The following is a 25,552-nucleotide window of genomic DNA, read 5'->3' on the forward strand; positions in this document are numbered from 1 at the left end:
CCCCCGGCCGGGCCCCAGGTCCCCCGGCCGGACCCCAGGTCCGTATGGGGTACCCTTGACCGTCGGCGTGCCCTCACCTGGGCGCGCTGCTCCTGAGCAAATCCCTCCCGGTCACCGGGAGAGGCCGCTCAATCCTTCCGGATCAGCTCCGCGCTTTCGCGTGCGGACGGGCGGCTGGCGTCAGGAGCTCCGATTCGAGCGAGAGAGAGTTCCGCGTGTACGCGATCGTGCGCACCGGCGGGCGCCAGCAGAAGGTTTCTGTGGGCGACGTCATCGAGGTTGACCGTATTTCCGAGAGCAAGGTCGGCGACAGCGTCGAGCTCTCCACCCTGCTCGTCGTCGACGGTGACGCGGTCACCAGCGACCCGTGGGTCCTGGCGGGCGTGAAGGTCCAGGCCGAGGTGGTTGACCACCACAAGGGCGACAAGATCCGGATCCAGAAGTACAAGAACAAGACCGGGTACAAGAAGCGCATCGGTCACCGCCAGCTGCACACCGCGCTGAAGGTCACCGACATCCCCGCCCCGGCCAAGAAGTAAGGACTGAGGAGAGATGGCACACAAGAAGGGCGCATCGTCCACCCGGAACGGTCGCGACTCCAACCCGCAGTATCTCGGCGTGAAGCGCTTCGGCGGTCAGGTCGTCAACGCGGGTGAGATCCTGGTCCGCCAGCGCGGCACCCACTTCCACCCGGGCAAGGGCGTCGGCCGCGGCGGCGACGACACCCTGTTCGCGCTGGACGCGGGTGCGGTGCAGTTCGGCACCCACCGCGGCCGCAAGGTCGTGAACATCGTCCCGGCCGCCCGGTAAGCAGCCGGACGACACACTCCCCACCGAGGGCGGACCTTCTTCTCCCGTACGTACGGCACCACGTACGCACGGGAAGCGGGTCCGCCCTCGGCGCGTAGTGCGCGGCTTCGCGCGCGCTGCGTGCGCAGTACACCCCCCAGCACGCCTTTGGAGGCACATCCCTATGACCACCTTCGTGGACCGCGTCGAGCTGCATGTCGCCGCGGGTAACGGTGGACACGGCTGCGCCTCCGTGCACCGGGAGAAGTTCAAGCCGCTCGGCGGGCCCGACGGCGGCAACGGCGGGCGCGGCGGCGACGTGACCTTCGTCGTCGACCCGGATGTGACAACCCTGCTCGACTACCACCACAGCCCGCACCGCAAGGCCACCAACGGCCGCCCCGGCGAGGGCGGGCACCGGTCGGGGCAGGACGGCAAGGACCTGGTGCTGCCGGTGCCGGACGGGACCGTCGTGCTCGATGGGCGCGGCGAAGTGCTGGCCGACATGGTCGGCGCCGGCACCACCTTCGTCGCGGGCCGCGGCGGGCGCGGGGGCCTCGGCAACGCAGCGCTGGCCTCAGCGCGGCGCAAGGCGCCCGGCTTCGCGCTGCTGGGCGAGCCCGGCGAGGAGCGGGACGTCGTCCTGGAGCTGAAGACGGTCGCGGACGTCGCGCTCGTCGGCTATCCGAGCGCGGGCAAGTCCTCGCTGATCTCGGTGCTCTCCGCCGCCAAGCCGAAGATCGCCGACTACCCCTTCACCACCCTGGTGCCCAACCTGGGCGTGGTCACCGCGGGCGGCTCCGTCTACACCCTCGCTGACGTGCCCGGACTGATCCCCGGCGCCAGCGAGGGCAAGGGCCTCGGGCTGGAGTTCCTGCGGCACGTCGAGCGCTGCTCCGTGCTGGTCCACGTACTGGACTGCGCCACCCTGGAGACCGACCGCGACCCCGTCTCCGACCTGGATGTGATCGAGGCCGAACTGGCCCGCTACGGCGGCCTGGAGGACCGGCCGCGCGTCGTCGTCCTCAACAAGACGGACATCCCCGAGGGCAAGGACCTGGCCGACATCATCCGGCCCGACCTGGAGGAGCGCGGCTTGACCGTCTTCGAGGTCTCCGCGGTCTCCCGGCAGGGCCTCAAGGAGCTGTCGTACGCGCTGGCGGGTCTGGTGGACGCGGCGCGCGCGGCACGTCCTGCACAGGAGTCCACCCGGGTCGTCATCCGCCCCAAGGCCGTGGACGACGCGGGCTTCACGGTGACCCGGATCGAGGAGGGCTTCTTCCGGGTGCGGGGCGAGAAGCCCGAACGCTGGGTGCGGCAGACCGACTTCAACAACGACGAGGCCGTCGGCTACCTCGCCGACCGCCTCGCCCGCCTCGGCGTCGAGGAGGAGCTGCTGAAGGCGGGCGCCCGCGAGGGCGACGGCGTCGCCATCGGCGACGAGGACAACGCCGTCGTCTTCGACTGGGAGCCCACCATGGTCACCGGCGCCGAAATGCTCGGCCGCCGCGGCGAGGACCACCGCATGGAAGCCCCCCGTCCCGCCGCCCAACGCCGCCGCGACCGCGAGGCCGAACGCGACGAAGCCCTCGGCGAATACGAGGACTTCGACCCCTTCGAGGGCTAGGGCGGAACACCAGACGCCGTGCAGGGCAAGCCTCAGTGTTCCGGCTGCGGACTCACCCCCTTGCACCTGGGGGTGTCGTCGGAGCGCCCGGGGAGAGCCGCGGCCCGCACCTGGCGGAAGTGCCGCACATACGCATCGTGAACCGACGAGCTGTCGACCTTCAGCAGCGCTTCGTCGTTCCTGGTGAGCGCGGGGCCGGAGTAGTTGTGGCTGCCGGTCCACACCACCTTGTCCGGCGCACCCGCGTACCGCCCCGAGATCATCAGCGTCTTGGAGTGAATGACCTCCCGCGCGGTCTTCGGGTCGCCGTCATCGTCGTAGTGCAGACACCGCATCGCGGGTCCGCCCGGCGCGTGCAGCGTCTCCCAGGTGCCGGGGGACCCGGTGCTGTCCTTGCTGTCGGACTCGGCGTAGACGATGTCCACGGCGCAGCCCTTCCGCTGCAGCGCGGCGAGTTTGTCGGCGACGCTCTGCCGGGTGAGCTTGAACATGGCCAGCCGGACGCTGGTGCGGTGGCTGCCGCGTGCGTCCTTCCAGCGGCAGGTGACGTTGTTCAGGATGCCGACCACCGTGTCGCCGCCCTTCGGCCGCGGGAAGAAGTAGCCGGCGTACGGCGCCGCCTCGGCACGGACGTAGCGCCAGCCGCGCCAGTCCTCCTGGGCGACCTTGTCGAAGTAGCGGCTGTAGGCCGCGTAGGCGGACGCCTGGGCGACGGCCATGGCGTCGTTCCAGAACTTGGTGTAGTTGCCGGTGGAGAGGTTGGAGGACGTCTGCACTACGACGTTCCGTAAACCGCCGGTGCGGGAGAAGAGCCAGAACTTGTTGTGCGCGATGGAGGCGCCCGAACCCGGGTTGCCCAGGCAGGACTTGTGCTCGGGGCAGAGCCCCACGAAGGACCGTTTCGCCCGGTCGGTGCCGAGCGCCTTGCGGAGAATCTTGTACGAGGAGCTGGAGGGCATCGAGCTCACGCTGGACTCGTCCAGCATCACCCGTACATTGACGCGGCGTTGGGCGGAGGTGTGGGCACTGGCCAGTGCGCGGGCCATCTCGGCGTCCCAGAAGTGGTAGAGGGCCACCTTGATCGTGGACCGGGGCGCCGCGGCCTTGATCCGGGCCAGCAGGTCGCTGCGGATGGCGCGCTGCTGTGCCGCTGTGCCGTTGGGCTGGTTGAAGACGGGGCCGGTGCCGGGGCCCTTGAGAGCGGCTGCGGGCGAGTAGGCCGTGGCGGGGGAGGGCGCTGCGAGGTTGAGCCCTGCCACCAGGAACAGGGCGAGCGGTGGTGCGGCGGTTCTCAGACGTGTCACGTGCGTCCCCTCCTGGCCGATGGTGCGGAACCGGCGCATGGTGCGTACCGGGCCGTCAGTGAGCGTAGGGACGCCTGGCCCGGCTTTCAGGGCTTTCGGTCGCCGCCTGTGACGGCTGGCAACGGATGTGACGCACACATACGGAAGGGCCCCGGGAGGTGAACTCCTCCCGGGGCCCCGCACCGCTGTGCGCTCCTGCGCGCCGGTGTGAGCCGCGTGCGCCGCCCGAACGAGTGGGTCCGGCACGACAGCGCAGGCCAGCGCCCTGTTCTGGTACCGCTCGGCGCTTTATGTCGGTACCGCGTCCTCCGGGTCGGCGGTGCCCGGTGCCTCCATCTCGGCCTCCTCGGCGGCCTCCTCGATCTCCCGCTGTCCGGGGATCTCGGCCGTACGCCGCGCGACGCGCTCGTTGCGTGCCTCGGCCTCGGCCGCCAGTTCCAGCGCGGCGGCGTTGAAGCGGACGCGCGAGGGCGGGTCGGAGGGGCCCAGCAGATGCGTCTTGAGCTCCTTGCGGGCCTGCACCAAGCCGTCCTTCTCCGGGTGGCGGACCGACTCCAGCAGTTCGGGAATCTGCTGCGCGTCGGGCGTGAGCACCGTGCCGGCCCGTACGGTCGGGAAGGTGGCCCGGAACTCGTCCTCGGTCATGCCGCTGGTGTTGGCGACCGCGTACGGCTTCTCGCTGCTGAGGTAGTCCGAGACGACGGAGGAGACGTCCGAGATCAGCAGGTCGGCCTGGTTGAAGCAGCTGAAGATCGCCGGCCGCGGGCCGGTGACGATCTGGTGCTCCCACTCCGGGAAGGACGCCCAGTAGGCCGCCTCCCACGCCTCGGTGGCGGCACGCACCCGGTCGGCGTTGCCCTCCTCCGGGGTCCCCTGGATCTTCATCCGCTCCATCTCGTCCGCGCTGCGGCGGAAGGCCGCCGTGGCGACCTGGTCCAACGCCGCCGTACGGCGCTCCAGTTCGGCGGCCGCCTCAGGGGCGCGCCGGGAACCGCCGCGGGCCGCGTTGGCCTCCGCGATCAGGTCACGGATGCGCTGGTCGGCGGCGCCGGCGCGGGGGTCGACCGAGCCGGTCATCGGGTGCGGCTTGTACAGCAGCCGTACCTTCGGGTCAGCCAGCAGCGCCTTGACGATGTTCTCGCCGGCCAGCGGTACCGAGGTGTTGCCAGGGTTGCCGTCCCAGCCCTCCCAGGTGGGCGCGTACAGCACCGTCGTGTACTCGCTGCGGTCCGCCGCTGCCGTGCGCTCGTCGGCGTGCTGGATGGGGCTCAGCTGCGGGCGGCCGACCTCGACCACGTCCTTGTCGTCCACCCCGACCTCGGCGAGCTGGTAGCGCTCGCGGGCCGCCTCGCCGGCGACCCACACCTGGTCGTACGCCTTGGCGTAGGGGTTGCAGGAGGAGAGCTTGTCGGACTCGCCGTGGTTGATGAAGGCGTGCTTGAGGGTGGGGATGCGCAGCACCTGGGAGGTCTTGCCGGAGTTCGCGGGGTGCAGCAGCACCTTCAGCGTGGAGTGCTCCAGCCGCATCAGATGGGCGACCTTGGGGATGCAGACGACCGGGATGTCGGTCGCGTCGATCTTCTGCACCATGAACCGCTCACGCAGCACGATCAACGGCCGCCCGTCCAGCTCGGCGAGGGTCCCCAGCCACATGTTCGCCTGGTACGCGGAAGAGGCGCCGCCGGAGAAGTACATGCCGACGGTCGGCTTGTACTGCGCCAGCCACTGGTCCAGCCACGCCAGCACCTGCTGCTCGCTCCTGGAACGGTTCTTCGGCAGCAGCCAGGTGGCCAGATAGAAGGCGCTGCCCAGGGACAGCAGCAGGGTGCAGCTGACGCCGATGAGGCCCCACTCCTGCACCGACAGGCTCGCACTGAGCATCAGCCCCACGGTGCCGGGGATCGAGAAACGCAGCAGCCTGCGGCTGGGCTGGCGGGCCAGTAGCCGGGAGGGCGCGTTGGTGAGGTTCAGCGCCGAGGTGTCGATGTTGCGGGTGACGACCGGCAGGGTGCGGGTGCGGCGCACCAGCTGGGCCACCGCCTGGCACAGGAAGTGCGCGGCGTACGCGGCGAGCAGCAGCAGGGTGAGCGGGCGCTCGATGTCCGGCGGGACCTCGGGGATGCGCACCAGACCGATGACCACCAGCATGTCGCGCAGCAGCTGGCGCGTGGTGACATCGAAACGGACCTTGCCGAGCAGCGCCAGCAGCCCTGGCTGCTTGTGCGTCAGGTACAGGTCGAGGGCGAGTCCCGCCAGCGAGGCGGCGACGAAGACGGGCACGTTCGGCAGCAGCGCACCCGCCAGCTGCACGGTGTAGAACACCGCGAGCGCGAGCAGGGCCGCGAGCTGCACGGCACGTCGTGTGGAGAGTCCGGCAGAGGGCACGGGCTGGGCTCCTGGAATGGAGATCGAGGGTCGACGGGAACTGGCTTCAGGGGTTGGCCGGTGGCGGTGGCCAGGGTCGACCACTGACCGTATGACGCCCGTGGGTCAAGTGACAATCTTCGTCGGTCCCGGATGCGGCCTTACCTGGTCAAAGGTAACCATCCTCACGCGTCCATTGCGCGAAACGGATGAGCGGCCCGAAGCAGCGCTGACGTAGATTGCGAAGCAGGAGAAGAAGCAGCAGAAGCAGCAGCAGAGCAGGAAAACCGGAGAACACGGCGGGCCACGGACCACGGGCGCACAGCCGCGCCCACCGCCCGCCGCGGCGGCACAGGCGCGAGGGGTACGGACGGGCGTGACAGGGGACAGCGGAACAGGGCGCGTGGCGGGCGTCACGGGGGACGCCCACGAGGGCTCCGGGAGCGCCACGGAGAGTGAGCGAGCGGCTCGCAGGGCCGTACGGGAGGCGCGCCGCGTCGTAGTGAAGGTCGGCTCCTCCTCGCTGACCACGGCGGCGGGCGGACTGGACGCCGACCGGGTGGACGCCCTCGTCGACGTACTCGCCAAGCACATCGGCAGCGGAACCGGCAGCGGCACCGGCCCCCAGCACCCCGAAGGTGAGCCGGGCGGGCCGGCCGGCCGGGAGATAGTGCTGGTCTCCTCCGGCGCCATCGCCGCCGGGCTGGCGCCGCTTGGGCTGGCCAAGCGCCCCCGCGACCTGGCCCGCCAGCAGGCCGCCGCGAGCGTCGGCCAGGGGCTGCTGGTGGCCCGCTACACGGCCTCCTTCGCCCGCTACGGCCGCCGCGTCGGCCAGGTGCTGCTGACCTCGGACGACACCAGCCGCCGCGCGCACTACCGGAACGCCTACCGCACCCTGGACCAGCTGCTGGCCATGGGCGCCGTGCCGATCGTCAACGAGAACGACACGGTGGCCACCGACGAGATCAGGTTCGGCGACAACGACCGGCTCGCCGCGCTGGTCGCCCATCTCGTCCGCGCCGATCTGCTGGTCCTCCTCTCCGATGTGGACGGCCTCTACAACGGCAACCCCGCCACCCCCGGCACCCGCCGCATCGCCCAGGTGCGCGGCCCCGCCGACCTGGAGGGCATCGACATCGGCAGCGCGGGCAGCGCGGGCGTCGGCACCGGCGGCATGGTCACCAAGGTCGAAGCGGCAGGCATCGCCGCGGGCGCCGGTGTCCCCGTGGTGCTGACCTCGGCCGTGCACGCCGCCGACGCGCTGGCGGGCCGGGAGACGGGCACGTACTTCCATCCGACCGGGAGGCGCGCCGCGGGGCGCCTGCTGTGGCTCGCGCACGCCTCGACGCCCGCCGGGGCGCTCACGCTGGACGACGGCGCCGTGCGGGCCGTCGTGGACCGCAGGACCTCGCTGCTGCCGGCCGGTATCGCCGGAGTGGAGGGCGACTTCTCCGCGGGCGATCCGGTCGAGCTGCGGGACACCGGGGGCCGGGCCGTGGCGCGCGGACTGGTGAACTTCGACGCCAAGGAGCTGCCCCGGCTGCTCGGCCGCACCACGCACGAGCTGGCCAGGGAGCTGGGCCCGGCCTACGAGCGCGAGGTCGTCCACCGCGACGATCTCGTATTGCTGCGGCCCTGACCGCGTTGCTCGTCTGCGGGGCGGGCGGCCCGGCGCTGACTGCTGTGCGGCTGGCGGAGGTCTGCTGCGCTGCTTGTCGCTGACTGCTGCGCCGTTGGCGGCGGTCTGCTGCGCCGTTGGCCGCTGTCTCCTGCACCGTTGACCGGGTGCTGTCTCCGTGCTGTCCGCCGTGCTTCTGATTCGTGCGGACGGTTGCGGTCCGGGAAAAAGTCCAGCCTTTCCACGGACACCTTCCGCAAAACGGCCCCGCGCGCGCCCTCGGACTGGTCAACTTTGACGCGGGCCGTGCAAGCGGCACGTGCAATCGCATGTGCACGCTCCGTCCCGGAGTCAGCACCTACAGCCACAACCGTCCAAACCGGCACAGCAGTACACCAGCGCAGCAGCAGTAGCAGCAGCACACCCGAACCAGCGCAGCACCCAGCACCATTCCAGCAGCACCCAGCACCATTTCAGGAGGCCACCGGTGAGACGACTGGCCAGCGTCGACATGGCGTCTTCTCCCCAGCCCGAGACACGAGTCGGCTCCCGGCTCTGGCACATCACACTCAGCGTCGCGGGGCAGGAGGCGCCGCTGGCCGACGTACGGCGGGCCCTCGAACAGCTCGCCCACGACCATCCGTTCCTGCTGACCAGCCGCTACGCCAACGATCACGCGGAGATCCGCTACTGGGAGGAGGCCCGCGACCTGCACGACGCCGCTGCCGTGGCGCTGCGGCTGTGGGGCGAGCACCGGTCCTCGGCCAAGCTGCCGCCGTGGGAGATCGTGGGTCTCGAGGTGATCGGCCGCGAGACGTATCACCAGCGCGTCGCCGAGGGTTACGGTCCACCGCCCGCGAGCCCGGTGGGGGTGCACCCGTTCTGAGCGTCCCGTTCCGCGCGGCCCGTCGGAGGCGCCGCCCCTGAGACGGCGAAGCAGCGTGACGCCTGCCCCGGCTACCATGCGCGCCATGAGCGCATCCGAGACCCCGGACACCCCCGTCCGCCAGGCGGCCCGCCGCGCGCGGACAGCGGCAGCCGACCTCGCCCCCGCCCCCCGCACCACCCGTGACGCCGCGCTGCTGGCCATCGCCGAGGCGCTCACGGCCAGGGCGGACGAGATCGTCGCCGCCAACGCCGGCGACGTCGCCAAGGCGCGCGCCGCCGGCACGGCGGAGTCCGTCGTCGACCGGCTCACGCTCACCCCCGAGCGGGTCGCGGCGATCGCCTCCGACGTCCGCGACGTGATCGCGCTGCCCGACCCGGTGGGCGAGGTGCAGCGCGGCTCGACGCTGCCCAACGGTCTCGAACTGCGCCAGGTGCGGGTCCCGCTGGGCGTCGTCGGGATCATCTACGAGGCCCGCCCCAACGTCACCGTCGACGCGGCCGCGCTCTGCCTCAAGTCCGGCAACGCCGTGCTGCTGCGCGGCTCGTCCTCCGCGCACGCCTCCAACACCGCGCTGGTGGCCGTACTGCGGGACGCGGTCGTCAAGGCCGGACTGCCCGCCGACGTCGTGCAGTTGGTGCCAGGGGAGAGCCGGGAGAGTGTCACCGAGCTGATGCGCGCCCGGGGCCTGGTGGACGTCCTCATCCCGCGCGGCGGTGCCTCGCTGATCAAGACGGTGGTGGAGCAGTCCACCGTGCCCGTCATCGAGACGGGCACCGGCAACTGCCATGTCTACGTGGACGAGCGCGCCGACATCGACACCGCGCTCGCGATTCTCGTCAACTCCAAGGCCCAGCGCCCCAGCGTCTGCAATGCCGCCGAGACCGTGCTGGTGCACGCGGGAATCGCCGACACCTTCCTGCCGCGCGCCCTCGAGGCGCTCGCCGAGGCGGGCGTCACCGTGCACGGCGACAGCGCCTGGCAGACGGTGGCCGGCACCTCAGGCAGGACCGTGCTGCCGGCCACCGACGAGGACTGGGCGAGCGAGTATCTGTCGTACGACATCGCGGCGGCCGTGGTGCCCTCGCTGGACGCCGCCGTCGAGCACATCCGCGCCTGGTCCTCCGGGCACACCGAGGCGATCATCACCGCCGACGCCGCAGCGGCCCGCCGCTTCACGGCGCTGGTGGACTCGGCGGCCGTCATGGTGAACGCCTCCACCCGGTTCACGGACGGCGCCCAGTTCGGCTTCGGCGCCGAGATCGGGATCTCCACGCAGAAGCTGCACGCACGCGGCCCCATGGGCCTGCCGGAGCTCACCTCCACGAAGTACGTGGTCACCGGGGACGGTCACATCCGCGAGTGAACAGGAGCGGCCCGCACCGATTTTCCGTCCGGCTCCCTTCGGCCCTGCCCAAATTGACCAGGTAGGTCTACGCTGGATCGCGTGCCGGACGACGTGGGGGGCAGGCCGTTCCCGGACGGCGAGGATCCCGAGTACCGCGACCACGGAGCGGCGGACGACGAGTTCGCTTCCGTGGTATTCGACGAGGACTTCGTACGCGCGGCCGAGGTCCACGAGCCGAGCGCGGCCGAACGGATACTCGCCTCCGCCCAGTCGCACGCCGAGCACTTGGAGAACGAGAACCTGCGGGCCGCGGAGGACGGCTACGGCCATCCGCGCGGCGAGGGCGAGTTCCCGCACGACGAGTTCGCCGACGACGACACCTACGACCCCTTCGACGACGATCCGGACGACGACGAGGGCCGCTTCGACCGCTCCGACTACCGCACGGAGTACGACGCCTCGGAGGGCTGCCCCCCGGAACTGGACCCGGCCTATGAGCACGGCGCCGACTTCGGATATCTGCACACCCGCGGCCGCTACGCACCGTACGGCGCGGGCCGGCGCCCGTACCGCGGCCACCGTGCCTGGCAGCGGCCCATCGCCTGGGTGCTGGCCGTGGTGATGGGGATCGGCATGGTGGCGCTCGCCTTCTCGGCGGTCTACCGGGGCACCTCGGGCCAGCGGCAGAACCCCTCGCCGCCGCCCGCCACCACGGGCGTGGACCCCAGCGGTCCCGGCGCCCTGCCGACCGTCTCCGCGGAGCCGCCAGGCGGCTGAGCCCGAGGCCGGGTCGAGCGGCGGAACAGGACCTGCGGTTTCTCGCAAGTTGGCCGGGGCCGCGCCGTTCGCGTCAGCCCGGTCGGTCCTACCCTGTTCCTATGGGCGGGCGAGTGGATCCTCCTGACGGGACGCCCGAAGGCGGTCCCAACGGCGGCGACGACGAATACCGGTCGCTGGTGTTCGACGAGTCGTTCATCAAGGCTGCCCGGCTCCAGGAGTTCTCTGCGCAGGAACGCCTCCAGGACGAGGAGCACGCCGCGGTACGCCCCCGCCCCGAGGCCGAGCGCCGGGGCCCCAGGGTGGGCCTGGGCCTCTCCCGGCAGGGGCTGATCCTGGTCCTGCTGATCGCCCTCGCCTTCGGCACCGCCATCTACATGGGCATACGGAACCCGTACCGGTCCCCTGCGCGGACCGGCGCCGAGCCGCTGCACAGCGAAGTGCTGCCGCTGGCTCCCACCGGGCCGGTCCCCGGCAGCAACCCCGCGGATCTGTTCGCGAACAGCCCCGCGGCGCGGTTCGCGACGGGGGCCGATGGAGTGGCGCTGCCACCCGTTCGGAGCAGCGGCCGCTTCTCCGAAAGTCAGGTGCTGGCCGCCCTCACCGCGGCCAAGGACTACGTCGTGGAGAGCTCGCTCGACCCGGACGTACTCACCGGCGGCGCCGTGCGGCCGGTCCGCGTGCTGCTCGACCCGCGCCAGCAGCGCCAGTTCGACCAGAGCGTGGAGAACCCCCGCAACGACGGACGGCACGCCGCCACGGCCTGGATGGTGCGCCTCGACCGCAGCAAGGTGGAGCTGGCCAGCCCGAAGGTACGGGTGGACGGCACCCTCGCGGTGCAGGAGGTCGGCGACGGCCTGGAGGTCACCGCCGACCACGTCTTCGTCTACGCCGTACGCCCGGCCGGCCGGGGCAAGGGCCCGGGAAAGAACCCGGGCAAGGGCGCGGGAAAGAACCCCGGCAAGGGCCCGGGCGCCGGCAGGACCGCCTCGCTGTTCTCCGTACGCCGTCAGGTGCACTTCCGCTTCGAGCGCCAGGACCTGCGCGACCGCGAGGTCAACGTGCGTCAGGTCGCCGTGCGCGCCGGGCCGATGAACTGCGGCGAGGACCCCTCGGACGCGCTCAGCCCGCTGCTGGCCGGCGAGCGGGCCAAGGACGCGGGAAAGGCGGGGACCGACCCCTTCGCGCGGGGCCGGTCCACCGCCTCGATGTGCGGGCTGCTGGCGTCTAGCGCTCAGCCGAGCCCGGACCATCCTTCCCGTCCGAGCCGTTAGCGCGCCCGTTGGTGCCGTCCTGGCCGCCGGAGGCGCCGCGGCCGGTGAAGGTGTCCCGCAGCCTGCCGCCGACATCGCCGACGCCGCCCGCCAGGTCGCGGACGAAGCCCATCAGCGGGTCCTTGCTGTTGCGCACCGACTCGGAGTAGTGGTTCGCCGACTCCTTGAACGACTCCCGTACCGAGGTGTCCTTGTCGTCCGCGCGCTTCGGGTAGTGGCCGTCCATGATCCGCTGGTAGTCGCGGCTGGCCTCCCACTTCTTCAGCTCCGCGGCGCGCACGGTGGTGAACGGGTGGGAGCGCGGCAGCACGTTCATGATCTTCAGTACGGAGTCGCGCAGATCGCCGCCCGCTTCGTACTCCTCGGCCTGTGCCAGGAAGGCGTCGACGTTCATCTCGTGCAGGTGGTTGCCGCCTGCCAGCTTCATCAGCCCGCGCATCGACGCCTGCAGGTCCTGGCCCACCAGCAGTCCGGCGCGGTCGGCCGACAGCTCCGACTTGCGGAACCACTCGCGCAGCGCCGTCACCAGCGCCATGACCGCGACGTTGCCCAGCGGGATCCAGGCCACCTTGAACGCCAGGTTGGACAGGAAGAGAAGTATCGTCCGGTAGACCGCGTGGCCGGAGAGGGCGTGCCCGACCTCGTGGCCGACCACGGCGCGCATCTCCTCCTCGTCCAGCAGCTCGACCAGGCCGGTGGTCAGGACGATGATCGGCTCGTCCATGCCCACGCACATCGCGTTGGGCTTCGGGTCCTGGGTGACGTACATCGGCGGGATCTTCTCCAGATCCAGGATGTAACAGGCGTCCCGCAGCATCGCGTTGAGGTGGGCGAACTGCTGGTCGCTGACCCGTACCGAGTCGGAGAGGAACAGCAGCCGCATGCTGCGCTCCGGCAGCAGACCGCTCAGTGCCTTGACCGCGGTGTCGAAGCCGCTCAGCTTGCGCAGCGCGACCAGGGCCGAGCGGTCGGTCGGGTGCTCGTACGCGCGCGACGAGATCCCCTCAAAGCGCCGCCTTTCGCGGCCCGGCAGGCGCTCGGTGCCGCCTGTGCCGTCTGTCATGGTGTCTCCCCCTCCTCGACTGGGCTGTCCACACTAGAGGGTGGGACGCGGAGCGGGCCCTTCCCGTTGCGTCCCGGCCCTCCGGATGAGTCGGGGTGAGGCCGCGGAGGGTCCCCGCTTACGATGTGGCTGCGCAGTTCCGCGCCCGCACCGGTGTGCCCACCGGTGTGCGGCACGGGGCGGCGCAGCCAACTGTCCAGGCCGCACGGGATAGGTTCCGCGACGATGACTCTGCCCAGCACCGCACACGACGCCCTGCTGACCCTCGCCTCGGGGGGCGAGCACGGTGAGGGCGGTTCGCACGAGAGCCTGAGCCCCTATCTGACCGGCGGTGGCGCGCTGCTCGCGCTGTTCCTGCTGCTGTGGATCACCACCCGCTTCAACCGGGATCGCTGACCCCGGACGGGATCGCTGAGCGTAAAGTCGTCCCGCATGGGAGAGGACATAGTGCCCGGGACCGGTAAGCGGCGGCTCGGCGTGATGGGTGGGACCTTCGACCCCATCCACCATGGCCATCTGGTGGCCGCGAGCGAGGTGGCGGCGCGCTTCCACCTCGACGAGGTGGTGTTCGTACCGGCTGGGCAGCCGTGGCAGAAGAGCCACCGGCAGGTCTCGCCGGCCGAGGACCGCTATCTGATGACGGTGATCGCGACGGCGTCGAATCCGCAGTTCTCGGTCAGCCGGATCGACATCGACCGCGGCGGCAAGACGTACACGATCGATACGCTGCGCGAGCTCGCCGAGGCCAACCCCGAGACGGATCTGTTCTTCATCACCGGCGCCGACGCGCTGTCGCAGATCCTGAGCTGGCGCAACACCGAAGAGCTCTTCTCGCTGGCCCACTTCATCGGCGTCACCCGCCCGGGGCACGCGCTGGCCGACCCGGGGCTGCCGCAGGGCGGCGTCTCCCTGGTGGAGGTGCCCGCGCTGGCCATCTCCTCCACGGACTGCCGCGCCCGGGTGGAACGCGGCGATCCGGTCTGGTACCTGGTCCCTGACGGCGTCGTGCGGTACATCAACAAGCGCGCGCTGTACCGGCAGGACGAGGGCCGCATGGAGGGGGACTCGCGAGCGTGAGCGACGGCTACGGATACGACCCGTACAGCCCGCAGCCCGAGATCATCGGCTACGACGAGTACGGCAGGCCCGTATACCGCCCGCAGGAAGCGCAGCAGCAGAGTCCCGGTCCGTACGCCGGAGCGGCCGGACAGGACGCGTACGCGCCGTACGACCCCAACGCAGGCTACGGAACGCAGCCGGGAACGCAGCAGGGCGGCGGCTACTACGACAGCTACGACACGTACGCGCAGCCGCAGCAGCAGACCGACTGGATGCCCGCACAGGGACAGCCGCCGCAGCAGGAGCAGTACGGCCGGCAGTACGAGCCTCCGGCGCAGCAGTACGAGTCTCCGGCGCAACAGCACGAGTCTGCGGCGCAGCAGCAGTACGGAACCGAGGCGCAGCAGTACGGGCAGCCGGCGGCCGAGGCCGGGTCGGGGCAAGCCGCTCCCGGCACCGCTCCGGGCACCGCTCCCGGCGCCACCTCCGGCCCGGCGAAGCCGTCCTCCGGCACCGAGGACGGCTACCACACCGAGCAGTTCTCGTTCGTCGAGGAGAGCGCCGACGACTCCGAGGACGTCATCGACTGGCTCAAGTTCACCGAGAGCCGCACCGAGCGCCGTGAGGAGGCCAAGCGGAAGGGCCGCAACCGCGTCGTCGCCCTCGTCGTCGTCCTCGCGCTGCTGCTGGCGGGCGGCGTGGGCTACCTCTGGTACGCGGGCATGCTGCCGGGCACCGGGGACGACCAGGGCAAGGGCGGCGCCGCGGCCGGCGCGCACCGGGACGTCATCGTGGTGCATCTGCGCGAGCGGGGCGGCATCAGCTCGACCGCGCTGCTGGTGGACAACGAGGGCGCGGGCGAGGGCTCCACCGTGCTGCTGCCGAACTCGCTGGCCGTCTCCACGGAGGACGGCAGGACGACCACTCTCGGCAAGTCGGTCGAGGACCAGGGCGCCGGACCCACCCGCGACTCCCTGAACACCCTGCTCGGCTCCGGCATCAAGGGCACCTGGCGGCTGGACACCCCGTACCTGGAGAACCTGGTCGAGCTCGTCGGCGGCATCGCGGTGACCACGGACACCACCGTGCCCGGCGCCAAAAAAGGCGACGATCCGCAGGTCGAGCAGGGCAGCAACCAGGATCTGGACGGACGGGCAGCGGTTGCCTACGCCACCTACCGTGGCCAGGGCGAGCTCCAGACCAAGCAGCTCGCCCGGTTCGGGCAGGTCATGCAGGCGGTGCTCAAAAAGCTCTCCAGCGACGCGGGAGCTGCCACCAAGACCGTCGAATCCCTCGGCCAGATCCCCGACCCCTCGCTGTCCGAGTCCCAGCTGGGCGCCTCGCTCGCCAAGCTGGCGGACCACGCCAAACAGGGCGACTACCGCACCCGCACCCTGCCCGTGAGGGCCGACGGCACGCTCAGTCCGCAGGTCAGCGACCAGGTCGTCAGGAAGGTGCTCGGCGGCAGCGTCAAGAACTCCGACCCCGACGCGGCGCCCCGGGTGAGCCTGAAGAACGCCTCCGGCAAGCGCGGCCTGGACAACGCCGCCTCCGCCGCGCTGGTCAACGGCGGCTACACCGTCGTCAAGGGCGGCACGGCCACCACCCGCACCAGGTCGCTGGTCGCCTACGCCGAGGCCGCGCAGAAGGCCAAGGCGACGGAGATCGCCAAGACGCTGGGCCTGCCAGGCAGCGCGGTCCGCAGGGCCGAGGGCGCGGCAAACGCGGACGTCACGGTCCTGCTGGGCGCCGACTACCGGGGCTGAGCGGTGCCGGGCCGACCGCAAACCGGCCCGACGTGAGACGGCCGCGCGGCAAGGGCTGAAAACCCCTCGCGCGGCCGTGAGACCCTGGAACACGAGATGTTTCCGACCCGAAAGCCTTGCCTGTGACCGCCACCGACCGTTCCCTCGAGCTGCTCAACACCGCCGCCCAGGCCGCGGCCGACAAGCTCGCGCACGACATCGTCGCCTACGACGTCAGCGACGTGCTCGCCATCACCGACGCCTTCCTGCTCGCCTCCGCGCCCAACGACCGGCAGGTCAAGGGCATCGTGGACGAGATCGAGGAGCGGCTGAACAAGGAGCTGGGCGCCAAGCCGGCCCGCCGCGAGGGCGAGCGTGACGGCCGCTGGGTGCTCCTCGACTACGTCGACATCGTCGTCCATGTCCAGCACAGCGAGGAGCGCGTCTTCTACGCTCTGGAGCGGCTGTGGAAGGACTGCCCGCAGCTGGAGCTGCCCGAAGACGCCAAGGCGACCCACGGCAAGGCGGCCGAGCACGCGAACGCGATGGCGGCAGGCGATCAGCAGGTGGACGAACTGGACGGAGAGCTGCGCTGAACGGCACGGGGGCGGTACGCAACCGCAAGATCGTACTGTGGCGGCACGGCCAGACCGCGTGGAACCTGGAGCGGCGCTTCCAGGGCTCGACGGACATCCCGCTCACCGAGGCCGGTCTCGACCAGGCGCGGCGCGCTGCGCGGCTGCTGGCGGGCCTGCGTCCGGACGCGATCCTCGCCTCGGACCTCAAGCGCGCCGCCGTGACGGCCGCCGAGCTGTCCTCGCTGACCGGGCTCGACGTCACGCACGACGACGGCCTGCGGGAGACGTACGCGGGCGACTGGCAGGGGCTCACGCACGAGGAGATCGTCGCGCGCTACGGCGAGCAGTACGCCGCCTGGAAGCGGGGCGAGCCGGTGCGCCGCGGCGGCGGTGAGCTGGAGACCGAGGTCGCGGACCGCGCGGCGCCCGTGGTGGAGCGCGGCGCCGACAAGCTGCCGGACGGCGGCACGCTGGTGGTGGTCAGCCACGGCGGCACCATCCGCACCACCATCGGCCGGCTCATCGGGCTTCCGCCGCACACCTGGGAGGCGCTGGGCGGGCTGTCCAACTGCAGCTGGTCCGTGCTGGGCGAGACGGTGCGCGGCTGGCGGCTGCTGGAACACAACGCGGGCAGCCTGCCGGAGCCGGTGCTCGGCGACGACGACTGAGGACGCTCGGGAGGCCGGATTTCTCATTCGGCCTGGCCACCCGCTAAGCTGCATCTCGTTCGCGGCGCTCCGGCGCCGGTCCTCGGGGCTATAGCTCAGTTGGTAGAGCGCTTGCATGGCATGCAAGAGGTCAGGAGTTCGATTCTCCTTAGCTCCACGCGGACCTCTCTGATCCCGTCCTCCACTCCGGAGGGCGGGATTTTTCGTGCGGCGGCGACTGCGACTGCGGCTGCTGCCAGCAGGATGCGACTTCGGCCGCCGTTCACTCCGGGTGGGGCTCCCGCTCCTGCGCCTTCCGGCGGCCGGCGCGCAGCAGCCGCTCATGTATCCGGGACAGCGGCTCGGCGTGCTCCGGGCAGCCGATCATGGGGTCCTCGACCGTCCGCAGCCGCGCCAGCAGTTCCTCCGTCTCGTCGTCGTGCGGCACATAGGCGACGATCCGCGTCTCGGCCGCGCCGCTGATCTGCAGCGAGGTCGAGCTGAGCCGCAGCTGACCGACCGAGGCGTGCTGCACCAGCTTGATCCGTGCTCCGGGCGGTGCCACATCCCCGCTGCGCCACAGCTGTGCGAACTCCTCGCTCGCCTCGCACATGCGGCTGATGAACTGCTCCCAGGGAGGCTCGCCGACGTGCCGGCCGTACGTACCGCGCAGCGTCGCCACCATCACCGACAGCTCCGCCTCCCGGTTGAGTATCGGGCAGCAGCACGGCGGCATGGCCACGAACTGCTGCCACAGCACGTTGCGTTCGGGCTGGCCCACCAGATCGAGGACCGGGAAGAGGTTCCGGTAGCTGCCGTTGGCGGCCAGCACGTCGTACCGGCCGTTGTAGACCACGGCGGGCATCGGATCCATCGCCCCCAGAATGCGGTGGACCTCGGGTTCCACGGCTTCGGCTATGCGCTCAGGGGACGGCGGATGCGGCACCTCCGCCAGGTGGTACAGATGCTCGCGCTCGGCCTCGTCGAGACGCAGCGTGCGGGCCACCGCGTCCAGCACCTGCGCGCTCGCGTTGATCGGACGGCCCTGCTCCAGCCACGTGTACCACGTCACCCCCACACCGGAGAGCTGGGCGACCTCCTCGCGGCGCAGCCCCGGGGTGCGGCGGCGGGGGCCCGCGGGCATCCCGACATCGGCCGGTGTGACCCGGGCGCGCCGGCTGCGCAGGAAGGCGGCCAGCTCGGACCGGCGGCGCCGGGCTGCCGTACGCGGCGTTCCGGCGGCGCTGCGCGCCGCACGCGGCTCCGTTTCCGTCTCGGCGATGACTGTCACATCCCCCATCGTCGGGGCAGCGCACAACCGCTGCCAGGTGCTGTCAGTACCAGCATCGCCGGGCTCTCGGGATCTTCGGCCCGACCCGGCCAGGCTCTGCGCATGACCTCCGTTCCTTCATCCTCCGCTGCCCGGCATCCCGCCGCGCGGACGCCCACGACGGCAGCGCGTGCCGTCTCCGAGCGCCGGGTCCCGGGCAGTCGCATTCCCAGTAAAGAGCACGCCACTGACAGCGGCCCCGGCATCGTGCGCCGCGGCCCCCGCCCCGGGTGGCTGCTGGCCATCGTGCTCACCGGCCAGTTCATGGCTCTGGTGGACACCTTCATCGTCAATGTCGCAGCCCCTGACCTGCGCGCGGATCTGAACGCCTCGGGTGCGGGGCTCCAGCTGGTGATCGCCGGCTACACCATCGCCTACGCGGTACTGCTGATCACCGGGGCCAGGCTGGGCGCGCTGCTGGGCCACCGCCGGGTGTTCCTGGGCGGCCTCGCTCTCTTCACCGCCGCCTCGCTGGCCTGCGGGCTGGCGACGGGCACCGGCCTGCTGATCGGCTTCCGGCTGGTGCAGGGCGCGGGCGGCGCGGCGATGCTGCCGCAGGTGCTCAGCCTGATCCAGCGCACCTTCACCGGGCTCGCCCGCACCCGCGCTCTGGGTGCCTACGCGGCGGTGCTCGGCGTCGGTGCGGCGGCGGGACAGCTGCTCGGCGGGGTGCTGGTGAGCGCCGACCTGTTCGGCTGGGGCTGGCGCCCGGTCTTCCTGATCAATGTTCCGGTGGGCGTCGCCCTGCTTGCCCTCGCGCCCTGGCTGATGGGCGTACGCGGGGAGGCCAGGGGCGGTACCGAGGAGCGGCGCGCCCTGGATCTGCCGGGGCTGGCCCTGCTCGGCGCGCTGCTGCTGCTGTTCACCGTCCCTGTGGTGCTCGGACGGGAGCAGGGCTGGCCGCTGTGGGGATGGGTCTGTCTGGCGCTGTGCGCCGCTGTGGTCCCGGTTTTCGCCCGCTACGAGATACGGCTGTCCCGGCGGGGTGGCAGGCCGCTGATCTCGCCCTTGGTGCTGCGGGCGCCGGGCGTACCGCTGGCTGTTGTACGCATCTTCTGCATGATGGCGGTCAACGCCGGTTTTGTACTGGTGCTGATGCTGCATCTGCAGAGCGGGCTGGGCGAGAGTGCACTGCTGGCCGGTATGGCGATGGTGCCGACTGCGGTGCTGTTCGCGTTGGTCGGTACGAACTGGCGGCGGCTCCCGCAGTCTTGGCATCCGCGCCTGTCGGCTGCCGGGTTCCTGCTCGCCGCGGCCTCGTTCGGGTGGCTGGCTGCGCTGCTCTCGGACGGCGGCGACGGCGGTGGGTGGCTCTATGTCTGCCTGGCCATAGCCGGAATCGGGATGTCCCTCGCTTACAACCCCGTACTGTCGCGCACCCTGGCGAGCGTGCGGCAGAGCGAAGCCGCCGACGCCAGCGGCCTGTTGGTGACGACCGCCCAGCTCGGGCTGCTGAGCGGAGTGGCACTGTTCGGGGCCGTCTTCCTGGAACAGGTGGAGGGCAGGGCGCCGTCCGCCGCCAACTCGGCGCACGCGCTCACCACTACATACGCGGCACTGATGGCCGGAACGCTCGTCGGCGCGGTGGCAGAACCGTTGAACGGGCTCGTGCACCGGGTAAGGGGATTGCCAGGGGATCGCTGACCGGCTCTTAGGCCGGACGCCGGAACGTGGCAGAATCGTGACGGCTGGAAGGGGGAGCCGAGGGGGAAGGGGAGGGACGAGTGCGATGTCGGCGACGGTCCTCGACGAGGACGGCACCGGACCCGCGCCTACGTGGTCCCCGCCCCGCGCGGAGCTTCCCCGGGGCGCTCCGTGCAACCTTCAGTGCCCGTCCTGTGGTTCGGCAAATGTCGCTCAAGTGCTCGGCGACAATGGAGGAGTGTCCTACGTGTGCACGGCTTGCGGCCACATCTGGAGCTGAGTGAGGGATGGGCGCCCACAGCAGGAAGTGCGACTGGTGCGGCAGCGGCACCCCGATCGTCCGTGACATGGAGCCGGTCAACAGTGACTACCAGTACTGGTGCGAGGACTGCGCGCGGGCGCTGATCATAAAGGGCGACCCGATCGAGACCTACCGTGAGCTGGACGGCGAACCGATCTACGGCCGCCTGCTGGAGGCCCACTGCACGCTGAAGCGTTTCTACTCCTTCGCGACGGCCTGAGCCCTCACCCGGCGCCCGTCACCGGCTCCGTACCCCTCGCCCCACGGGGGGCCGCTCCCGCAGCCCCGTCCTCGCCACACTGTCCGCGCAGTGCCCGTAGCGCCACCACGGCTGTGACGGCCAAAAACGCCGACCCCAGGAGCGGATAACAGGCCGACAGCAGCATCTCGGCACCGTTCTGGTGGAGTTCGGGCGGGTGGGAGGAGCCCGGGTTGCGGGGGACCCACCACAGTGCGTACGAGCAGAAGACCAGGCCCGTCAGCAGCGTTCCGGCCAGCCAGCGGCGACTGCCGCGGCGCTGCGCTTCCACGCCGAGCAGCAGCATCAGCGGCAGGCACCACACCCAGTGGTGCGACCAGGAGATCGGGCTGACCAGCAGGGTGGTCACCGCACAGGCGACGGTGGCCCAGGCCGTCCCGTGCGGCAGCCCGCGCTGCCCCGCCAGGGTCGCCGCCACGGCCGCGCCCAGGCCGAGGACGGCGGCCGCCAGGGCGAGCCCCACCCACAGCCCGCCCGGGTCGCCGGTGTGCAACAGTCGCGCTGCCACGCCGCTCAGCGACTGGTTGTCGGTTATCTCCGTCCGCCCCACCCGGTCCGACTGGAAGATGGCACCGCCCCAGAAGCGCCAGGAGTCGTGCGGCAGCACCAGCGCGGACAGCAGTGCGGTGCCCAAAAACGTCACTGTCGCGACAGCCGCCTGCCGCAGCCATGGGTTCCACAGCTCCGCTGTGCGCCCTGTGTGCCGCAGCCGCCGCCAGCCATGGATCAGTCCGTACAGTGCGAGAAAAACGGCGAACAGCGCAGGCGTCAGCTTGATCCCAGCAGCGATGCCGATACCGATACCCGCCCAGCGGTGCCCCGAGCGGCGGGTGAGGTCCCAGAGCACCAGAGCGGCCAGCAGCAGATTGATCTGCCCGTAGCGCAGCGTCGTCCACACCGGTTCGCACCACACCACGACAGAGGCGATCCCCAGGGCCGCAGCTCCCCGCGGGATGTGCAGCGGGCGGTCCAGCAGTCGCAGGGAAAGGTGGACGAGCACCACCAGCAGTCCGAGATTGGCGAACGTCGCCACCCCGCGCATGTCCGCCACGTCCAGCAGCGTCAGCGGGAGGAACAGCAGCGCGGCGAAGGGCGGGTAGGTGGCGGGCAGGTCGGCGTAGGTGGCGCGCATCGAGTACAGGTCGTAACCGTTGCGCACGGTCCAGCCCTCGGCCCGGTAGACCATCAGGTCGATCATCGAGACGTTCGCCGTGCGCTGGGCGGCCCAGAAGGCGGCGAAGGAGACCATGGACAGGGCTGTCGCCAGTGTGACTGGCCGCCGCAGCAGATATTCCCTGAGCCCCAGGTACCCCCTGATCGCCGATGACCATCTGCTCTCGGCCGCCTGGTCCAACGTGCTCACGGGCCGACAGTACCGAGCGGCCGGCGTTCGGGACCGCCGGGGCTGAGCTGCTGGTCCACGGTTCGGCCCGGGTCGGGGCATATCGGAAAGCGATTTGGCACAACGCGGTGCACCCCGTGTAAGCTGGCGAAGCCGCCGCGGGGAAGCCCCCGGCGGACCAGAGATCTGGGGCTATAGCTCAGTTGGTAGAGCGCTTGCATGGCATGCAAGAGGTCAGGAGTTCGATTCTCCTTAGCTCCACGGAAGCGATGGGCGAGGTGTGCCGGACCGCCGTTGGCGGGTTGGCCGCCTCGCTTCCTTTGTTTTTGCGCGGCTTCGCCGCGCGTTGTGGGGGCTTCGCCACCCACACCCCCTTTTGAAGGGTGGGCCCCTCTCGTGGTCTTCGGGGTCGGGCCCTTTCGTGGTCTTCGGGGGCCCTCTCGTCTTGGGCTGTAGGCAGTCTCCAGGCGGGGGGTTCGGTGGGTGCGGTACCCTGTGCGCTATGCGTGCCGTACGCCTTCTGCTTAGCGAGCCGCGCTGAATCAGCACCGGTCCCCCTTCTGCGGGCCGGTATCGGCGCGGCTCCCCCTCCTGTGCGAGGGGTTTTTTCGTTTCAGGAGCGCTGGGCAGAGACGACCGATGGAGCTTTGAGGACGATGAGCGAGACGACCACCGCCGCCGAGACCGCGGCCCCTTATCGCTACACGGCGGCACTGGCCGCCGACATCGAAGCACGCTGGCAGGACTTCTGGGAGAAGCACGGCACCTACGAGGCGCCCAACCCCGGCGAGGGCTCGCTGGGCGGCGATCCGGAGCAGGCCGCCAAGCCCAAGAAGTTCATCATGGACATGTTCCCTTACCCCTCGGGTGCGGGACTGCACGTCGGGCACCCCCTGGGCTACATCGCGACGGACGTCTACGCCCGCTACTCGCGTATGACCGGGCACAACGTGCTGCACACCCTGGGTTTCGACGCCTTCGGCCTGCCCGCCGAGCAGTACGCCGTACAGACGGGCACCCACCCGCGTACCTCGACCGAGGCCAATATCGTCCAGATGACGGCCCAGCTGCGCCGCCTGGGCCTGGGGCACGACCAGCGCAGGTCGTTCGCGACGATCGACCCGTCGTACTACCGCTGGACCCAGTGGATCTTCCTGCAGATCTTCAACTCCTGGTACGACACCGAGGCCCGCAAGGCACGCCCCATCGAGGAGCTGGTCGAGCAGTTCGCCTCGGGTTCCCGTGAGACGCCGGAGGGCTGGGGAGCCTGGAGCGAGCTGAGCGAGCGGGAGCGGGCCGATCTGCTGGGCGAGTACCGGCTGGCGTACGCCTCCGACGCGCCGGTCAACTGGAGCCCAGGGCTGGGCACCGTGCTGGCCAACGAGGAGGTCACCGCCGACGGCCGCTCCGAGCGCGGCAACTTCCCCGTCTTCAAGGCCAAGCTGCGGCAGTGGAACATGCGGATCACCGCCTACGCCGACCGCCTGCTGGACGACCTGGAGGACCTGGACTGGCCCGAGGCGATCAAGCTGCAGCAGCGCAACTGGATCGGCCGCAGCGAGGGAGCCCGGATCAGCTTCCCCATCGGGGGCGCGCACATCGACGTCTTCACCACCCGCCAGGACACCCTGTTCGGCGCCACCTACCTGGTGCTGGCCCCTGAGAACCCGCTGGTCGAGACCGTCGTCCCCGACGTCTGGCCCGAGGACACCCACCAGGTGTGGACCGGCGGCTACGCGACGCCCGCCGAGGCCGTCGCCGCCTACCGGGCGCAGGCGGAGGCCAAGTCCGACGTGGAGCGCCAGGCTGAGGCCAAGGACAAGACCGGTGTCTTCACCGGCGCCTACGCCACCAACCCGGTCAGCCAGGAGAAGGTCCCGGTCTTCATCGCCGACTATGTGCTGATGGGCTACGGCACCGGCGCGATCATGGCCGTACCCGCGCACGACCAGCGCGACTTCGAGTTCGCGCGCGCCTTCGAGCTGCCCCTGCGCTGTGTCGTCGAGCCCACCGACGGCCGCGGTACGGACACCTCGAGCTGGGAGAACGCGTTCGACTCGTACGACGCGACCATCGTCAACTCCAGCAACCACGACATCTCCCTGGACGGCCTGGGTGTGCGCGAGGCCAAGGAGCGGATGCGGCAGTGGCTGGAGCAGCACGGGCTGGGCGAGGGCACCGTCAACTACCGGCTGCGCGACTGGCTGTTCAGCAGGCAGCGCTACTGGGGCGAGCCTTTCCCGATCGTCTACGACGAGGACGGCATCGCACACGCGCTGCCCGAGTCGATGCTGCCGCTGGAGCTGCCGGAGGTCGAGGACTACTCCCCGCGCACCTTCGACCCGGACGACGCGAACACCTCGCCGGAGACGCCGCTGTCCCGGAACGAGGAGTGGACCAACGTCACCCTGGACCTGGGCGACGGCAAGGGTCCGCGCCGCTTCCGCCGGGAGACCAACACCATGCCCAACTGGGCCGGCTCCTGCTGGTACGAGCTGCGCTATCTGGACCCGCAGAACGACCAGCAGCTGGTCGACCCGGAGATCGAGCACTACTGGATGGGTCCACGGGAGGGGCAGCCGAAGGGCGGCGTCGACCTGTACGTGGGCGGTGCCGAGCACGCTGTGCTGCACCTGCTGTACGCGCGTTTCTGGTCGAAGGTGCTGCACGACCTGGGGCACATCTCGTCCTGTGAGCCGTTCCACAAGCTGTACAACCAGGGCATGATCCAGGCGTACGTCTACCGGGACGCGCGCGGAATCGCCGTACCCGCCGCCGACGTGGAGGAGCGCGACGGCGCGTACTACTACCAGGGCGAGAAGGTCAGCCGGCTGCTGGGCAAGATGGGCAAGTCCCTGAAGAACGCCGTCACTCCGGACGAGATCTGCTCCGAGTACGGCGCCGACACCCTGCGGCTGTACGAGATGGCGATGGGCCCCCTGGACGTCTCCCGGCCCTGGGACACGCGCGCTGTCGTCGGCCAGTTCCGGCTGCTGCAGCGGCTGTGGCGCAACGCCGTGGACGAGGCGACGGGTGAGCTGACGGTCGTCGACAGCGAGCCGGACGAGGCCACGCTGCGTGCGGTGCACAAGGCGATCGACGGCGTCACCCAGGACATGGCCGGGCTGCGCTTCAACACCGCGATCGCCAAGATCACGGAGCTGAACAACCACGTCACGAAGCTGCGCGAGGTTCCACGCTCCGTGGTCGAGACCATGGTCCGGCTGATCTCCCCGCTGGCGCCGCACATCGCCGAGGAGCTGTGGCGCAAGCTGGGCCACGAGGAGTCGGTCGTCTACGAGGACTTCCCCGTCGCCGACCCGGCCTACCTGGTGGACGAGACCGTGACCTGCGTCGTTCAGGTCAAGGGCAAGGTCAAGGCCAGGCTGGAGGTGTCGCCCTCGGTCTCCGAGGCGGAGCTGGAGGCACTGGCACTGGCCGAGCCCGTGATCGTGAAGACCCTGGGCGGTGCGGAGGTACGCAAGGTGATCGTCCGCGCACCGAAGCTGGTCAACATCGTTCCTGCGTGATCGCCGCCGCACAGCGGCGCCCACCCCTACGGGATTTCACCGGGGTGGCTCCGGGTTCCGTGGAACC

Annotated in this window: 22 protein-coding genes and 2 tRNA genes; 19 read left to right on the forward strand and 5 right to left on the reverse strand. The window is 70.7% G+C overall.

All coding sequences use genetic code 11. The features are described from left to right. The first annotated feature begins 215 nt into the window (after positions 1–215). The 3 genes from rplU to obgE all read left to right on the forward strand — a co-directional run bounded on the left by rplU (position 216) and on the right by obgE (position 2,416). The gene (rplU, locus tag ITI46_RS19925) at positions 216–539 is read left to right on the forward strand and encodes a 50S ribosomal protein L21 (protein ID WP_019358143.1); all 324 of its coding nucleotides are present in this window, start codon (positions 216–218) and stop codon (positions 537–539) included. A gap of 13 nt (positions 540–552) precedes the next feature. Next, positions 553–810, forward strand: coding sequence for a 50S ribosomal protein L27 (rpmA, locus tag ITI46_RS19930; RefSeq protein WP_209241034.1), 258 nt, complete (start codon positions 553–555; stop codon positions 808–810). Positions 811–973: 163 nt separating this feature from the next. Further along, positions 974–2,416 (forward strand): GTPase ObgE, encoded by a 1,443-nt coding sequence (gene obgE / locus ITI46_RS19935; RefSeq protein ID WP_209241035.1) that lies wholly within the window; start codon positions 974–976, stop codon positions 2,414–2,416. Positions 2,417–2,448: 32 nt separating this feature from the next. Here the strand turns inward: obgE and ITI46_RS19940 are convergent, their stop codons facing one another. Both ITI46_RS19940 and ITI46_RS19945 read right to left on the reverse strand, forming a co-directional pair. Then, positions 2,449–3,720: a phospholipase D-like domain-containing protein gene (locus ITI46_RS19940; protein WP_209241036.1), complete on the reverse strand. Its 1,272-nt coding sequence runs from the start codon at positions 3,718–3,720 to the stop codon at positions 2,449–2,451. Between the two features lie 288 nt (positions 3,721–4,008). Beyond that, a complete protein-coding gene (locus ITI46_RS19945; protein WP_209241037.1) occupies positions 4,009–6,105 on the reverse strand; it encodes a CDP-glycerol glycerophosphotransferase family protein in 2,097 nt (698 codons plus the stop codon). Between the two features lie 481 nt (positions 6,106–6,586). Here ITI46_RS19945 and proB point away from each other — a divergent pair, with 481 nt between their 5' ends. From proB to ITI46_RS19970, 5 genes are all read left to right on the forward strand, one after another. Further along, entirely contained in the window at positions 6,587–7,723 is a 1,137-nt protein-coding gene (gene proB / locus ITI46_RS19950; protein ID WP_209241051.1) for a glutamate 5-kinase, read from the forward strand. A 490-nt stretch (positions 7,724–8,213) separates the two neighbouring features. After that, positions 8,214–8,588, forward strand: a complete 375-nt coding sequence (locus ITI46_RS19955; RefSeq protein ID WP_247746266.1) for a DUF8830 family protein — start codon at positions 8,214–8,216, stop codon at positions 8,586–8,588. 76 nt (positions 8,589–8,664) lie between these two features. Further along, positions 8,665–9,954: a glutamate-5-semialdehyde dehydrogenase gene (locus ITI46_RS19960; RefSeq protein ID WP_372452009.1), complete on the forward strand. Its 1,290-nt coding sequence runs from the start codon at positions 8,665–8,667 to the stop codon at positions 9,952–9,954. Positions 9,955–10,035: 81 nt separating this feature from the next. Then, positions 10,036–10,713: an SCO2584 family spore wall biosynthesis protein gene (locus ITI46_RS19965; RefSeq protein ID WP_209241040.1), complete on the forward strand. Its 678-nt coding sequence runs from the start codon at positions 10,036–10,038 to the stop codon at positions 10,711–10,713. Between the two features lie 101 nt (positions 10,714–10,814). Next, positions 10,815–11,987, forward strand: a complete 1,173-nt coding sequence (locus ITI46_RS19970; RefSeq protein ID WP_209241041.1) for an SCO2583 family membrane protein — start codon at positions 10,815–10,817, stop codon at positions 11,985–11,987. Here ITI46_RS19970 and ITI46_RS19975 read toward each other — a convergent pair. After that, a complete protein-coding gene (locus tag ITI46_RS19975) occupies positions 11,941–13,050 on the reverse strand; it encodes a M48 family metallopeptidase (protein WP_209241042.1) in 1,110 nt (369 codons plus the stop codon). The two genes, ITI46_RS19970 and ITI46_RS19975, sit on opposite strands and share 47 nt — an antisense overlap. 225 nt (positions 13,051–13,275) lie before the next feature. Between ITI46_RS19975 and ITI46_RS19980 the strand changes: the two genes are divergently transcribed. From ITI46_RS19980 to ITI46_RS20005, 6 genes are all read left to right on the forward strand, one after another. Then, positions 13,276–13,446, forward strand: a complete 171-nt coding sequence (locus ITI46_RS19980; RefSeq protein ID WP_209241043.1) for a hypothetical protein — start codon at positions 13,276–13,278, stop codon at positions 13,444–13,446. A 36-nt stretch (positions 13,447–13,482) separates the two neighbouring features. Next, a complete protein-coding gene (gene nadD, locus ITI46_RS19985; protein WP_209241044.1) occupies positions 13,483–14,127 on the forward strand; it encodes a nicotinate-nucleotide adenylyltransferase in 645 nt (214 codons plus the stop codon). Beyond that, on the forward strand, positions 14,124–15,875 hold the full coding sequence (locus ITI46_RS19990) for an LCP family protein (RefSeq protein ID WP_209241045.1): 1,752 nt from the start codon (positions 14,124–14,126) through the stop codon (positions 15,873–15,875). Before nadD ends, ITI46_RS19990 begins: the two co-directional genes overlap by 4 nt. A gap of 122 nt (positions 15,876–15,997) precedes the next feature. After that, a complete protein-coding gene (gene rsfS / locus ITI46_RS19995) occupies positions 15,998–16,450 on the forward strand; it encodes a ribosome silencing factor (RefSeq protein WP_209241046.1) in 453 nt (150 codons plus the stop codon). Next, positions 16,447–17,100 carry a histidine phosphatase family protein gene (locus ITI46_RS20000; protein ID WP_209241052.1) on the forward strand — a complete coding sequence of 218 codons (654 nt, stop codon included), beginning with the start codon at positions 16,447–16,449 and terminating at the stop codon, positions 17,098–17,100. Before rsfS ends, ITI46_RS20000 begins: the two co-directional genes overlap by 4 nt. 84 nt (positions 17,101–17,184) lie before the next feature. Beyond that, positions 17,185–17,257, forward strand: a tRNA-Ala gene (locus ITI46_RS20005). A 105-nt stretch (positions 17,258–17,362) separates the two neighbouring features. On the opposite strand, the gene ITI46_RS20010 is transcribed toward ITI46_RS20005, so the two are convergent. Then, entirely contained in the window at positions 17,363–18,379 is a 1,017-nt protein-coding gene (locus tag ITI46_RS20010) for a helix-turn-helix transcriptional regulator (protein ID WP_209241047.1), read from the reverse strand. Between the two features lie 93 nt (positions 18,380–18,472). Between ITI46_RS20010 and ITI46_RS20015 the strand changes: the two genes are divergently transcribed. The 3 genes from ITI46_RS20015 to ITI46_RS20020 all read left to right on the forward strand — a co-directional run bounded on the left by ITI46_RS20015 (position 18,473) and on the right by ITI46_RS20020 (position 20,574). Then, positions 18,473–20,053 carry an MFS transporter gene (locus ITI46_RS20015; protein ID WP_209241048.1) on the forward strand — a complete coding sequence of 527 codons (1,581 nt, stop codon included), beginning with the start codon at positions 18,473–18,475 and terminating at the stop codon, positions 20,051–20,053. 85 nt (positions 20,054–20,138) lie between these two features. Further along, on the forward strand, positions 20,139–20,333 hold the full coding sequence (locus ITI46_RS34905; protein ID WP_247746262.1) for a hypothetical protein: 195 nt from the start codon (positions 20,139–20,141) through the stop codon (positions 20,331–20,333). 7 nt (positions 20,334–20,340) lie between these two features. Next, complete coding sequence (locus tag ITI46_RS20020; protein WP_209241049.1) at positions 20,341–20,574, forward strand: hypothetical protein; 234 nt, start codon at positions 20,341–20,343, stop codon at positions 20,572–20,574. Positions 20,575–20,578: 4 nt separating this feature from the next. Here the strand turns inward: ITI46_RS20020 and ITI46_RS20025 are convergent, their stop codons facing one another. Next, positions 20,579–21,862, reverse strand: a complete 1,284-nt coding sequence (locus ITI46_RS20025) for a glycosyltransferase 87 family protein (protein WP_209241053.1) — start codon at positions 21,860–21,862, stop codon at positions 20,579–20,581. Between the two features lie 281 nt (positions 21,863–22,143). Between ITI46_RS20025 and ITI46_RS20030 the strand changes: the two genes are divergently transcribed. Together ITI46_RS20030 and leuS are read left to right on the forward strand one after the other, a co-directional pair. After that, a tRNA-Ala gene (locus tag ITI46_RS20030) sits at positions 22,144–22,216 on the forward strand. 395 nt (positions 22,217–22,611) lie between these two features. Beyond that, positions 22,612–25,485, forward strand: a complete 2,874-nt coding sequence (gene leuS, locus ITI46_RS20035; protein WP_209241050.1) for a leucine--tRNA ligase — start codon at positions 22,612–22,614, stop codon at positions 25,483–25,485. Positions 25,486–25,552: the final 67 nt, after the last annotated feature.

Origin of the sequence: Streptomyces oryzae, from assembly GCF_017676365.1 — a bacterium.
Lineage (GTDB): Bacteria > Actinomycetota > Actinomycetes > Streptomycetales > Streptomycetaceae > Streptomyces > Streptomyces oryzae.